Below are 13,453 nucleotides of genomic sequence, written 5' to 3' on the forward strand. Positions count from 1 at the left end.
GCCGGGCCGGGACCGCGCGGGCTGCCACGGTCCGTGCACGGCCGCGGGCTACGCGAGCCCCGCCGCCGACCCCAGCGCGTCCAGGACCGGCCTGATCAGCGGATGCCCCTCGGCGCCCTGCCGCACCGCGGCGAAGACCCGTCGTGTCGGGGCGCTGCCCTCCACGGGCCGTACGACGACACCGCCGAGATCCATGCCGCGCAGCGCCGAACGGGGCACCAGCGCCACCCCGGCGCCCGCCCCGGCCAGGGCGACCACCGCGTGGAAGTCGTCCGAGGAGTGCTCCAGCTGGGGTTCGAACCCTGCGTACTCGCAGGCCAGGACCACCACGTCATGGCAGGGGTTGCCGGGGTACGGGCCGATCCACGGGTCCTTGGCGAGGTCGGCGACGGCGACGTGCTCCTGCCCGGCGAGGCGGTGGCCGACCGGCAGCACCGCGTCGAAGGGCTCGGAGTAGAGCGGCACGCGGGTCAGACGCCGGTCGTCGTCACCGGGCGCGCCCCGGTACTCGACGGCGACCGCCACGTCGACCTGCCGGTCCAGCACCATCGGCACGCTCGCGTCGCCCTCGGCGTCCTGCACACGGACCCGGATGCCGGGGGCGGTGCGCGTCAGCTCGGCGATGGCGGGGGCCAGGACGAGGCCGATGCCCGTGGCGAACGCGGCGACCGTGACCGTGCCCGCCACGCCTCCGCTGTAGGCGGCGAGCTCCGCCTCCGCCCGCTCCAGCTGGGCGAGCACCGCGTTGGCGTGGGTCAGCAGGATCTCCCCTGCCGCGGTGAGCCTGGCACCGCGCGCACCGCGCTCGACCAGGTGGTGTCCGGTCTCCTGCTCCAGCGCGGCGAGCTGCTGGGAGACGGCGGAGGGGGTGAGGTAGAGCGCGGCGGCTGCCGCGGTCACCGTGCGGTGGTCTGCCACCGCACGGAGAATGCGCAGCCGCCGTGCATCGATCATGCGCTCATTGTCCCAGGTCGCAGGAGACCGGCGACTACTCCCCCAGCGCGGCCCGCGCGTCGACGAACGCGTCCACCGCACGGTTGACGTCGTCGGTGGAGTGGGCGGCGGAGAGCTGGACGCGGATGCGCGCGGCTCCCTGGGGGACGACGGGGTACGAGAACCCGATCACGTACACACCGCGCTCCAGGAGCAGCTCCGCCATCCGGCCTGCCTTCGCCGCGTCCCCGATCATCACGGGGGCGATGGCGTGGTCACCGGGCAGGATGTCGAAGCCCTCCGCCGTCATCCGGGACCGGAAGAGCGCGGTGTTGGCGTTGAGCCGCTCACGCAGGTCGCCGGCGGACTCCAGCAGGTCGATGACCTTGAGGGAGGCGGCGGCGATGACCGGGGCGAGCGAGTTGGAGAAGAGGTACGGGCGCGAGCGCTGGCGCAGCAGGGCGACGATCTCGGCGCGCGCCGCGACGTAACCGCCGGAGGCGCCGCCCAGCGCCTTGCCGAGCGTGCCGGTGATGATGTCGACGCGGTCCATGACGCCGTGCAGCTCGGGGGTGCCCCGGCCGCCGGGTCCGACGAAGCCGACGGCGTGCGAGTCGTCGACCATGACCATGGCGCCGTAGCGGTCGGCAAGGTCGCAGATCTCCGCGAGCGGGGCGACGTATCCGTCCATGGAGAAGACGCCGTCGGTGACGACGAGGCGCCGCCGGGCACCGGAGGCCTCCTTGAGCTGCTGCTCCAGGTCGGCCATGTCGCGGTTGGCGTAGCGGTACCGCTTCGCCTTGGAGAGCCGGATGCCGTCGATGATGGAGGCGTGGTTGAGGGCGTCGGAGATCACCGCGTCCTCGGGGCCGAGGAGGGTCTCGAAGACACCGCCGTTGGCGTCGAAGCAGGAGGAGTAGAGGATCGTGTCCTCCTGGCCGAGGAAGGCCGAAAGGCGCTGCTCCAGGTCCTTGTGGACCTCCTGCGTGCCGCAGATGAAGCGGACGGACGCGAGCCCGTAGCCCCAGCGGTCCAGCGCCTCGTGGGCGGCGGCGACGACCTCGGGGTGGTCGGCGAGGCCCAGGTAGTTGTTGGCGCAGAAGTTGAGGACCGCGCCCGGGCGCCCGCCGGAGGTGACGCCGACGGTGGCGGACTGCGGGGTCCCGATCACCCGCTCGGGCTTCTGGAGTCCGGCGTCCCTGATCTCGTCGAGGGTCAGGCGCAGGTCGTCGCGTACGGAGTCGAACATGAAGGATGTCTCCCAGGTGGGTACGGGCCGGGGGTACGAGGTGGGGCTGCGGGTCAGGCGGCCCAGTCGAGCAGGACCTTGCCGCCGAGGCCGCTCGCGGCGTCGTCGAAGGCGGCTTCGAAGTCGCGGTATCCGTACCGTCCGGTGATCACGGGGGCGAGGTCGAGTCCGCCCTCCAGGAGGACGGACATGGCGTACCAAGTCTCGTACATCTCACGGCCGTAGATGCCCTTGATGGTGAGCATCGAGGTGACGACGCGGGACCAGTCGACGGGGAATTCGGCGGCGGGCAGTCCGAGCATGGCGATGCGGCCGCCGTGCGTCATGTTCGCGATCATGTCCTGCATCGCCTCGGGGCGGCCGGACATCTCCAGACCGATGTCGAAGCCCTCGCGCAGTCCGAGGTGGCGCTGGCCGTCGGCGATGGTCTCCTTGCTGACGTCGAGGGCGAGGCTGACGCCGACCTTCCTGGCCAGTTCGAGGCGGGCCTCGCTGACGTCGGTGATGACGACGTTGCGGGCGCCCGCGTGGCGGGCGACGGCGGCGGCCATGAGGCCGATCGGTCCCGCGCCGGTGATCAGCACGTCCTCGCCGACCAGCGGGAACGACAGCGCGGTGTGCACGGCGTTGCCGAACGGGTCGAAGATCGCGGCGATGTCGAGGTCGACCTTGTCCCGGTGCACCCACACGTTGGACGCGGGCAGCGACAGGTACTCGGCGAACGCTCCGTCCCGGCCGACGCCGAGGCCGAGGGTGGAGCGGCAGAGGTGGCGCCGTCCGGCCAGACAGTTGCGGCACTTCCCGCAGACCAGGTGGCCCTCGCCGCTGACCAGGTCACCGATCTTGATGTCGACGACGTCGGAACCGAGGTCCGCGACCTCGCCGACGAACTCGTGGCCCAGGACGAGCGGGGTGCGCACGGCCTGCTGCGCCCAGCCGTCGTAGTTTCGGATGTGCAGGTCGGTGCCGCAGATTCCGGTGCGCAGGACCTTGATCAGCACGTCTGCGGGGCCGATCTCCGGCTCCGGCACGTCCATCAGCCAGAGTCCCGGCTCGGCCTTGTGCTTCACGAGTGCCTTCACGGCTGCGGCTCCCTGTACCTGGTACCTGGTGAATACCCCGGGCCGGGGGCATGCCGAAGGCGGCCTGCGGCCCGGGGTGCATGGGGGTACGGCGGACGGGAAAGGGCGGAACGCGTGCGCTCGTACGTCCTACGAACGCCGTGATCCGCCGCCCACTGCCGTCACAACGACAGTGCCGCACGCCGGGCCCCAGGTCCATCGAGGATTTCTTAAGCTCCGCCGCAGCTGTGCTTCACACCGAGGGGTGGAGGCCGGGCCGGCGGGGGCGCCGCGCCGCTGCCGGCCGTCGTCACACAGGGCCTCCCATGCGGCGAAAGCGGCGTCTGCCCGGCGGTGCGGGCACGGGCTCCTCGGCGATCGTGGGTTCGATGTCGGGCAGGGCGAGCATCACGGCCGACCGGTCCGCTATCAGCTGCACGACGTCCTCGGGCAGCCAGTCGATCGACCCGTGCGGGACGTCCTCGACGATGCGCTCGTCGAGCTGTCGCGCTGTCGGCCGGTCCGCGGGGTTCTTGGCCAGGCAGTCGGCGACCAGGGCCCGCAGTCCGGTGTCGCCGATCCCGTCCAGGTCGGGTTCGGCGTGCACGGTGCGGTACAGCAGTGCGTCCACGGCCCCGCTGCCGAAGGGCGGCCTGCCTGTGACGGCGTACGCGAGGAGGCAGCCCAGCGAGAACACGTCGCTCGTGGGGCCCAGCGCCGTACCGTCCGCGGAGGCCTGTTCCGGTGACAGGAAGCCGGGGGTGCCGACGACGATGTCGGTGGCGGTGAGCGCGGTGGCGTCACCGGCCCGCGCGATGCCGAAGTCGATGAGCCGCGGCCCGTCGACGGCGAGCAGGACGTTTCCGGGCTTCACGTCGCGGTGGACGAGTCCGGCCGCGTGTACGGCGGTCAGGGCGCGGGAGAGCAGCTGACCGAGTACCCGCACGCTGCGGGTGGGCAGCGGTCCGCAGCGGGCGACCGCTTCGGCGAGCGAGGGGCCCGGTACGAACACGGTGGCCAGCCAAGGGCGTTCGCCCTCCGTCTCGGCACCGATGACCGCGACGGCCCAGGGGCTGCGCACCCTGCGCGCGGCCTCGACCTCGCGGCGGAACCGGGCCCGGAACTCGTCGTTCCCGGCGTACTCCGGGAGGATCACCTTGATGGCGGCGGTCGCTCCCGCGTCCGTACGGCCGAGGTAGACCACCCCCATGCCACCTGCGCCGAGGCGTCCGAGGAGCCGGTGCTCGCCGACCCGCGCGGGGTCCGTGGGCCGAAGCTCGTCCATCGGGTTCTCAGTTCCGCTTCTCGACGGCGGACCCGAGCCGTACCAGCATGTCGGCCTGCCCCTCGGTCACCAGGTCGGAGATCTCCTCCTCGGTACGCCCCTCGGCCCCTTGCCCAGGTGCGCCACGAGGCCCTGACCCTCGTCCCCCGGATGCGGCTTCGATCATAGGAGCGCCGTTTCGACGGGCACGGGGATCCGGCCAACTGTTGCACCTGCCAGGAGAGCGGGGACACGGTGTAACAGACCGGCCGGTCAACGCACTTGGCTCCTGCCGGATCAGGGGCGGGGCCAGGGGCGCCCGTCGAGGTGCTCGATGTCGGTGTTGAAGCGCTTGAGATACGTGGCGAAGGCCGCGACCTCCTCCGGATCCCATTCGGCCATGACCTTCTCCAGGCCGCGGATGTTCGCGGAGCGCTCGGCGTCGAGGCCCTGCGCACCCTCCTCGGTGATGCGGAACTTGCGGGCGATCTCCCCGTCGGGGTCCGGGATGCGCTCGACGAGCCCGGCCCGCAGCATGGCGGCGGTCTGCCGGTTCAGGGTGGAGGCGTCCAGCCCGAAGGCGTCGCTGAGCTGCCCGATGGACATCGGGCCCTCCATCCGGATGCGGCTGAGCAGGGTGTACGCGCTGCGGTCCAGGTTCTGGCTGTTCCGCCTCAGCCGGGGCGCGCTCAGCTGGAGGTGCCGCCCGAGCAGCATGGTCTCGAACTCGATCAAGTGCGTGGGCTTGTCCATGGTCCTTCTCTCGGCTGTCTTCACCGTGCGCCGGGGCTCTCAACTGCAGATATACCACCACGGCGAAGAGCCCCGCGTCAGCTGCCCGGCCGCTGCCCCGGTCCACGACGGCGGGCGGGCGGAACATTTAGGTATGTTGACGTAGGTATCCTGGGGTACCTATGCTGCGGACATGCCCGACTCCAGCGCGCCCTCCCAGGACGTCGACCGCGTGGCCTCCGCGCTCGTGACGGTCCTGCCCGCGCTGCAGCGGAGCCTCGAACGGCATGTCGGCCGCGAGTTCCCGCACCCACGGCTTCCGGAGGGCCAGCTCGCGCTGCTGTTCCTCGTCGAGGAACGTGAGGGCGTCACCGTCCGCGAGGCGGCGGAAGCACTGCTGATGAAGCCGAACAACGTCAGCGCCCTCGTCTCCCAGCTCACCGAGCTAGGACTCCTGGAGCGCAAGCAGGACACGGCCGACAAGCGGGTCGCCCATCTGTATCCCACCGCCACCGCCCGGGAGCGGCTCGCCGAGGCGCGGCTGCTCAAGGAAGGCCATGTGGCGCACGCCCTCCACACCCTCACCGAGGGCGAGCTCGACGCTCTCGGCGCGGCTCTGGGCGCTCTGACGTCACTGAACCTGCGGCTCCGCGCCTCCGCCGGCTGACAACCGGCCCCTGACCGCGGCTGCTTCCATCGCCCGCGGCCGCTCTCGCGCGCGCCCGCGCGACACCTCTCCTTCCCCCTTCTTCGTTGCCCCGAAGTACGTACACAGACAAGGCATTTCCATGTCCTCCACGACAGTGGACAGGTCCCCCCTGCCCGCAGCCGCTCCCCCGGACGCTCCCAAGGGCCGGCGCGCCAACCCCTGGCTGACGCTGATCGCCGTCGCCGTCGGCCTCTTCATGGTCAACCTCGACAGCTCCGTCGTCGCGATCGCCAACCCCGAGATAGGCCGGGACCTCGGCGCGTCCACCGCCGACCTGCAGTGGGTCACCAACGCCTATCTGATCGCCATGGCCGCCCTGCTGATCCTGGGCGGCAAACTCGGTGACCGCTTCGGGCGGCACACGGTCTACCTCGTGGGAACCCTCGGCTTCACGCTCGCCTCGGTCGCGATCGCCCTCTCCGGTTCGATCGAGGGCGTCATCACCTTCCGCGCGGTCCAGGGCCTCTTCGCCGCCCTGCTGATCCCCAACACCCTCGGCCTCCTGCGCGCGGTCTTCCCTCCCCGGAAGTTCGGTATGGCGGTGGGCCTGTGGGCCATGGTGGCGTCCTGCTCCACCGCGCTCGGCCCGATCGTCGGCGGTCTGCTCATCGAGCACGTCAACTGGGAGTCGGTCTTCTACATCAACGCCCCCATCGGCGTCTTCGCCCTGCTCTTCGGCCTGTTCGTCCTCCCCAGGAGCAAGGACTCCACGGGGAACCACCGCTTCGACGTACCCGGCGTGCTCCTGCTCGCCGTCGGCCTCGTCGCCCTGATCTTCGGCGTGGTCAAGGGTGAGACCTGGGGCTGGACCTCCGGCGGAACACTGGGGTCCATGGCCGCGGGCCTGGCCCTGCTGGCCTTCTTCTGCCGGTACGAGAGCCGACGCGAGCACCCGCTGCTGCCGATGCGCCTCTTCCGCAACCGTTCCCTGGCCATCGGCACGATCGTCACGGCGATCAACTTCTTCGTGATGCTCGGTGTCATCTTCTTCGTGATGCTGTACCTGCAGAACGTGCGCGGCTTCTCCCCGGTCGAATCCGGTGTCCGCACCCTGCCGTTCAGCCTGGCCACCGTGGTCGCGGCACCGCTCGGCGCCGCCCTGACCCAGCGCTTCGGCCCGCGGCTCACCATGCCGGCCGGCATGGCACTCCAGGCCGCGGCAGCCCTGTGGATGCTGACCTGGGACACCTCTTCCCCGTACGCCGCCCTGTGGCCGCCGTTCCTCGCCATCGGGCTGGGCGTCGGCATCGTGATGTCCGCCTCCTCCGACGCCATCGTCGGCAACGCGCCGAGGAAGGACGGCGGAGTGGCGGGCGGGCTGCAGGCCACCTCGCTGCAGATCGGCGGAGCGTTCGGCACGTCCGTGCTGGTCTCCCTGATCAGCGGGAAGGTGGGTTCCACCCTGACCGGCGAGCTGACTTCCGCCGGTGTCCCGGCCGGGGCGGCGACGGGCTTCGAAGAGGCCAAGGACGCGGTGTCCATGGGTGTCCCGCCCGTTTCGGCCGGCATGCCGGCGCAGCTGAGGGCCGCGGTGATCGAGGGCAGCGGCAACGCGTTCATGAACGGCGTGCACACCGCCTTGGTCGTCACCGCGGCCCTGTGCGCCGCCGGCGCGCTGCTGGCCGGGTTCGGCATGCGCCGTCGCACCGGGGCGGAGGCCGTGGAGGACTGAGGACCCGTCCGGGCCGGCTCCGCCTCCGTACCTCCCGGTGTCAGGCGGCGGAGTCCACCCGCTCGTGTCGCTCCCGCATGCGGGCGATGACGCGCCGTGCCACGGTCGATGATCACTTGATCACGATTTACGCAGGCGCGGGCGGCGGAGTGCTCAGGCCTCCTGGGGTGCGGGCTCCTCGCTCACGGCCTCGGCCTGCTTCGCGGAGTCGGTCATGAGGATCGGGGCCGTGAGGCAGGCGATGACGCAGAAGGCCACCGGCAGGAAGAAGGTGAGGTTCAGCGGCATGAAGTGGGTCATCGGCCCGATCACCGCGGGGCCCGCCAGGATGCCGATGTAGCCGAGGCCCGCAACGCGCGAGACGTTCGTCCCCGCGGCGGCCGGGTCGATGTGGCCCGCGGCGCTGAAGAGTTGCGGGATGGTGCCGGACAGGCCGATACCGAAGAGCGTCCAGCCGATCAGGGCCGGGGGGATCGTGGGCGAGAGCGCGGCCAGGACGAGTCCCGCGGCCGCCAGGCCGGATCCGTAGCGGAGGATGGCGACGGGTCCGAAGCGTGCGGAGACCCGGTCGGCGAGCAGGCGGCCGATGGTCATCGCGGTGGCGAAGGCGCCGTAGGCGAAGGCCGCGGTGGACGGGGAGGCGTCCAGGACGTCCTTGAGGTGCAGGGCACTCCAGTCTCCGGCCACCCCTTCGGAGAGCATGAGCATGAGGGCGAGTGCCGCCATGATCCAGATCCGGCGGGGCACGGGACCCTTGGCGGACTTCGGAGCGTCGTCCGCCTCCGCCGGGGCGGCGTCCGGGGGCAGCAGCGCCGGCATCGCGGCCAGGGTCACGGCGAGGCTGAGTACGGCCATGGCGCCGAGCGTGACCGCCGGACTCCAGTTCCGGCCGAGGGTGAAGGCGCCGACGAGGGCCGCGAAGACCCCGCCGATGGAGAACATGGCGTGGAAGGCGGACATCACAGGCCGGCCGTAACCCCGTTCGACCTGCACCGCATGGGCGTTCATCGCCACGTCCAGGCATCCCGTGACGCAGCCGAGCACGAAGAGCGAGGCACCCAGGGTCCAGGCGTCGGTGGCCAGGCCGGGCAGGACGAGAGCGGCGCAGGACAGTACGGCGCTGACCGGGACGACCTTGCGGGCCCCGAAGCGGTCGCTGAGCGGACCGATCAGCTGCATCCCCGCGAACGCTCCACCGCCGAGCAGCAGGAGGAGCCAGCCGAGGACGGCATGGCTGATCCCCACCCGGTGCTCGATGGTGGGGATGTGGACGATCCACATCCCCAGGATGAAGCCGCAGAGGGTGAAGTACACGAAGGTGGCCAGCCGGCCGACCCGCAGAAGTCTTTCCATGCGCGCAAACCTAACAAACAGATTTTCTGTTCGTAAGTTTGTTTTACGCACATTATTGGTGTTCACTTTGTCCATGGCGAGCGCAGACCGACTGAAGCAGATCACGCACGCGGTACTCGGGGCGGGCCGGCGGACCGTGACGGAACTGGCCGAGCTCACGGGCGCCTCGGAGATGACCATCCGCCGAGATCTGGAGACCCTGGCCGGCCAGGGCGTCCTGGAGCGTTACCGGGGCGGGGCCAGAAGCCTGGTGCTGCGGGGCGAGGAGCCGCCGTTCGCCCTGCGGGCGCAGGAGGGCCTGGAGACGAAGCGGCTGATCGCGGCGGAGGTCGCCTCACTGATCGCGGACGGCGAGTCGGTCGTCATCGACAGCGGCACCACGTGTCTGGAAGTGGCCCACGCCCTCGCCCACCGCCGACTGACCGTCATGCCGCTGTCCCTGCACGCGGCCAACGCCCTGACCGGGGCGGACCGGCTGACGTTGCTGGTGCCCGGAGGCCGTCCTCGCCCCGGCGAGCTCGCTCTGACCGGCCCGCTGACCGAGGCGTCCCTGGCCTCGCTCCGCTTCGACACCGCGGTCATCGGCTGCTGCGGCCTGACCGCTGCCGACGGGCTGACCGCCTACGACCTCGAGGACACGGCGGTCAAGCGCGCGGCGATCGCGTCGGCCCGCCGTGTCATCGCCGTGGCCGACGCCCCGAAGCTCTCCCGCACCGCCCTGGCCCTGGTCACCCCCGCCGCCGCCCTGCACACGGTGGTGACCGACGCGGCGGCCCCCGATGACGAGGTCGAGGCGCTGAGAGCGGTGGGCGTGGACGTACGGAGGGTGTGACACGGCAGTCCGTTCCGCGCGGACCGTGCCGCAGGGCCACCCGGCCCGGGATGCGGGCTCAGGCGCCTGCGGTCTTGAGCAGGAACGCTCTGATCGCCGCGCTCAGCTGCTGCGGCTGGTCCTCCGGGATCAAGGTGTAGCTGTCGGCGATCTCCACGAGCTCGCCCTGCGGCAGCAGCCCGGCGAGCCTGCGTCCGTGGTCGAGCGGCATGACCTTGTCCTCCGTCGCCCAGACGACGAGCGCGGGACGGTCGAACGCGCGCAGCCCTTCCGCCCATCGCAGGAGTTCGTCCTTGGGCGGTACCCCGAGAACGTACGCCCTGAGGTCCCGGCGGATCTCGGTGGAGGTCCACAGGGGCTGGAACCACCCGTCCAGCACCTCGTTCGGGACGGGCCGCTTGCTCATCCACCCCCACGTCATGGGCAGTCTGCGCATCGGCTTCAGCTTGAGCAGCGCGAAGGCGAGCTCGATGCCGCCGGGCATCTTCGCCGCGGCGTACAGATTGCGGCCGGGCAGGCCGGGCGGGAAGTTGTCGAAGGCCTCGCAGGACGTGATCACGAGCTTGCCGATCCGCTGGTCCCGCCCGTCCGCGACGAGGGCCTGCGCCCCGCCCCAGTCGTTCATCACCAGCGTGACGTCGGTCAGGTCCAGTGCGTCCAGGAACTCCGCCACCAGCCGGGCGACCCCGGGGACCGTCAGATCGGCGTCCGGGCGCATGGGCCTGCGGTGGGCCCCCAGGGGCAGCGTGGGCACGACGCACCGGAAGTCGTCGCGCAGCTCGCCGACGACGTGCCGCCAGAGCGAGCCGTTCATCGCGACCCCGTGCAGCAGAACCACCACGGGTCCGTCGCCACCCGTGTCCTCGTACTCCACCACTCCTGCGGAAAGCAGCACATCGGTCATGCGACCAACCTAAACCGCCGTCACCGCCCGGGAGCGGTGGCGCGGGATGCGGGTTTCGGCCGATGTCGAGGGCGGTGCGGATGCCCCGGACTCCGGTACGTCCGGCGCCGCACGGCGCCCGCGGGCCGCCCTCGTACCTCGACAACGAGAGCGCATGGCCCGGGCCTTGATAGCGTCGCCCACGCGACTACGGACCGCTCCCTTCGCGGAGTTGTGACCGCGGTGGGCCCGGACGGACGTGGCACGGAAAAAGGACCGACTCACATGAGCCTCGCTCAGCTGCACTACACCTCCGCCGCGGCCGGGGACGGGGAGCCCGGCGGCCGGTTCACCGCCGTCGATCCCGCGATACCCGGTCCGGTACGCGCGGAGGCCGGGCAGCTCCTCGGGTACGAGCCTCCGGCAGGTACTCCGGGCACCTCGGGGATACCCGGGGCCTCCGGGCGCCTCACGGATGCCGAACTGCGCGCGCTGCCGGTCGCGTTCAGCTTCAGCGCGCTGTCCGACGGCAGTCATCTGCTCGGCCGCACCGTGGCCGTCGGCGCCGGAGCGTTCCACGCGCACGGCGTTCACCTGCCGGCCGGTACACCGCTGCCGGGCGGTGCGCTTCCCGTCGCCGCGTGGGGGGCCTCGGGCTGGCTGGCCGCGACACCGGACCGCGCGCTGCCCGATCCGCTGACCGCGCGTTCCACCTCCCCGTCCGCCTCAGGCGGCCTCTCCCGCGAGGGGCTGGGCGACTTCGCCGTGTCCCGGAGCCCCTGGCTCGCGGCCGTACTCGCGGACCTGCGCCGGGTGAGCGAGGATCCGTCCGCGCCTCGCGTCGTCCTCGTGGAGCGGCACAGCGCGGACGTGGCCCGGTGGGTCGCGCTGGCCGCCGCCGTACTGCCCCGGGAGCATGCCGAACGGCTGACGTTCACCACGTACACCCGGCACCCCGAACGCGCGTCGCACCAGGTCGTCGGTGTGCTGCCGCAGGACGCCCCCGACGCGGGCAACCCCCGTTTCCGGGTGCACGCGAGCACCGGTCCGCGCCCCGCGGTGCCCGTGGACGACGCCTGGGCGGGGACCGCTGCCCGTATCTGGCGCAGCCGGGCGCCCGAGCTCTTCCGGGACGCGGCGGAGCTGCCGGGCGAGCCCTTCGCCGCCGGGCCGCTCGCCGTGACAGCGCTCGGAGCCGGTATCGCGCTCGGCTCCAACGAGCGTGCCGCTGCGGCTGATTGGGCCGCCGACCGGCCGTACGCCCTGGACGAGAAGCAGACCCGGCAGCTCACCGACGCGCTGACCGCACCCACCGACGACCGGACGGCCGCCGAGTGCGCCTCCGCGCTCCGGCTGCTCACGGCGCTCGACGGCCGCTCCCCCGCCGCTGTCACGGCGCCCCTGGCCGCGCTGCTGGTGACGGAGGCGGTACGGGGCACCGATGTCGCCCTCGAGCCGCCCCCGCGTTCGGCGTTCGCCGAGCCGGCCGGGGAGCGTGCCGTCGCCGCGCTGGTCGCGGAGCTCGGCGAGGACCTGCTGGCCGAGCTCGCCGCCGGAGTCCCCCGGGGTGTCGCGCGGACCGTACAGGTGCTGCGGATCGTGCGGCTGCTCGGCGTGGACTGTGCGGAGCTGCTGCCCGGTGTCGTACGCAGGCTGGCGCGTGCGCTGCTCGACGACCCGGAGGCCGGCGCCTGTCCCGCGCTGCTCGACCTGCTGGACGAGCAGTTCGACGTGCGTACGGCGCTGCTGGGCGAGCTGGACCGACTGGCACCGGACGACCCCGCGGGGACGGAGCGGCTGCTGATCCGGGTGGCCCTGCCGTTCACCGGGACGCAGGCTCTGCCGCATCTGCGGATGTGCGCCGAGGCTCCGGGCGCCAAGGCCCGCGGCGCCGACCGGGTGATGGTCCTGCACACGGTGCTGCGGGCGGCAGGCATGTCCCCGTTCGCCGAGCCGCTGGTGCTGCGGACCGCCGTGGGCCTGGTGTGGGGCGAGGACACCCCGACGGCGGGCGAGGCGCGTTCGCTGCTGGGCGAGACCACGTCGGACGCGCACCGGACGGCCGGCACCTGGAGGCATCTCGTCGCCGCCGCGCTCGCCGCGCCGTTCGACGACGAGGCCGCCCCGGAACTCGCCCACGACCTGCTGCGCAGCTTCCCGCAGGAGATCGGCGCCCGGGTGCGTGCCTCGCTGCTGCTGCTGGATTTCGCCCGGGATGTCCGCTCCGGTGCGGCAGAGCCCGGCTGGGCGGAGCGGGCCGGGCAGCTGCGCGCCCTCGCCGAACCGGTGGAGCCCCTGGTGCTGGAGCACGCCTACGGTGCCCTGGCCCAGCGGTTGCTCGCCCCGGACCGGCCGGAGGCGGAACTGTACGCGTTCGTGCACAGCGGCGACGAGGACCTGATCGCGGCCTACGGCAGGGTCGCCCGCCGCGACGAGGTCCTGGCCCGGCTCCGGGCCGAACCCGCGTACGTGGCCGACTGTTTCACCGTGTGGACCGCCCACCCGCACGCCGGCGACGCCTGGACCAGGACCCGCACCGCCCTGCTGGACGAGGTGCTGCGCCCGGCGGTCCGCTCCCTGTCTCCCGACGGGGTCGCGGCGGTGGAAGGGGCCGTCGAGCGCGAGGTCAACAGCCGCACGCTCGACGCCTTCCGTGCCTGGAACCGCCGGCCGTCCCGCTCGATCGGGCGGCTGGGCAAGCGGATCGTGGGGCGGGTACGCCGGGGGTGAACCGGGTGGTCAGGCACCGTGCGGTACCGGACGCG

Annotated in this window: 10 protein-coding genes and 1 pseudogene; 4 read left to right on the forward strand and 7 right to left on the reverse strand. The window is 72.2% G+C overall.

The window, feature by feature from the left end:
• Positions 1-48: 48 nt before the first annotated feature.
• From OG257_RS08750 to OG257_RS08770, 5 genes and pseudogenes are all read right to left on the reverse strand, one after another.
• Positions 49-954, reverse strand: a complete 906-nt coding sequence (locus OG257_RS08750; RefSeq protein WP_329206270.1) for a LysR family transcriptional regulator — start codon at positions 952-954, stop codon at positions 49-51.
• Positions 955-988: 34 nt separating this feature from the next.
• Positions 989-2,182 (reverse strand): glycine C-acetyltransferase, encoded by a 1,194-nt coding sequence (locus OG257_RS08755; RefSeq protein WP_329206271.1) that lies wholly within the window; start codon positions 2,180-2,182, stop codon positions 989-991.
• A 53-nt stretch (positions 2,183-2,235) separates the two neighbouring features.
• Positions 2,236-3,264 (reverse strand): L-threonine 3-dehydrogenase, encoded by a 1,029-nt coding sequence (gene tdh, locus OG257_RS08760; protein WP_329206274.1) that lies wholly within the window; start codon positions 3,262-3,264, stop codon positions 2,236-2,238.
• 301 nt (positions 3,265-3,565) lie between these two features.
• Positions 3,566-4,528, reverse strand: a pseudogene (locus OG257_RS08765) (serine/threonine-protein kinase); the annotation flags it as partial.
• Positions 4,529-4,804: 276 nt separating this feature from the next.
• Positions 4,805-5,260 (reverse strand): MarR family winged helix-turn-helix transcriptional regulator, encoded by a 456-nt coding sequence (locus OG257_RS08770; RefSeq protein ID WP_329206276.1) that lies wholly within the window; start codon positions 5,258-5,260, stop codon positions 4,805-4,807.
• Between the two features lie 172 nt (positions 5,261-5,432).
• Here OG257_RS08770 and OG257_RS08775 point away from each other — a divergent pair, with 172 nt between their 5' ends.
• Positions 5,433-5,906, forward strand: coding sequence for a MarR family winged helix-turn-helix transcriptional regulator (locus OG257_RS08775; RefSeq protein ID WP_329206278.1), 474 nt, complete (start codon positions 5,433-5,435; stop codon positions 5,904-5,906).
• A 121-nt stretch (positions 5,907-6,027) separates the two neighbouring features.
• Positions 6,028-7,620, forward strand: a complete 1,593-nt coding sequence (locus tag OG257_RS08780; RefSeq protein WP_329206279.1) for an MFS transporter — start codon at positions 6,028-6,030, stop codon at positions 7,618-7,620.
• A 153-nt stretch (positions 7,621-7,773) separates the two neighbouring features.
• Here the strand turns inward: OG257_RS08780 and OG257_RS08785 are convergent, their stop codons facing one another.
• Positions 7,774-8,973, reverse strand: a complete 1,200-nt coding sequence (locus OG257_RS08785; protein WP_329206280.1) for an MFS transporter — start codon at positions 8,971-8,973, stop codon at positions 7,774-7,776.
• Positions 8,974-9,046: 73 nt separating this feature from the next.
• Between OG257_RS08785 and OG257_RS08790 the strand changes: the two genes are divergently transcribed.
• Complete coding sequence (locus OG257_RS08790; RefSeq protein WP_329206281.1) at positions 9,047-9,805, forward strand: DeoR/GlpR family DNA-binding transcription regulator; 759 nt, start codon at positions 9,047-9,049, stop codon at positions 9,803-9,805.
• Positions 9,806-9,863: 58 nt separating this feature from the next.
• Here OG257_RS08790 and OG257_RS08795 read toward each other — a convergent pair whose 3' ends face one another.
• Positions 9,864-10,709, reverse strand: a complete 846-nt coding sequence (locus OG257_RS08795) for an alpha/beta fold hydrolase (protein WP_329206282.1) — start codon at positions 10,707-10,709, stop codon at positions 9,864-9,866.
• A 264-nt stretch (positions 10,710-10,973) separates the two neighbouring features.
• Between OG257_RS08795 and OG257_RS08800 the strand changes: the two genes are divergently transcribed.
• Positions 10,974-13,418, forward strand: coding sequence for a GTPase-associated protein 1-related protein (locus tag OG257_RS08800; protein WP_329206284.1), 2,445 nt, complete (start codon positions 10,974-10,976; stop codon positions 13,416-13,418).
• Positions 13,419-13,453 lie beyond the last annotated feature (35 nt).

Source organism: Streptomyces sp. NBC_00683 (genome assembly GCF_036226745.1).
Lineage (GTDB): Bacteria > Actinomycetota > Actinomycetes > Streptomycetales > Streptomycetaceae > Streptomyces.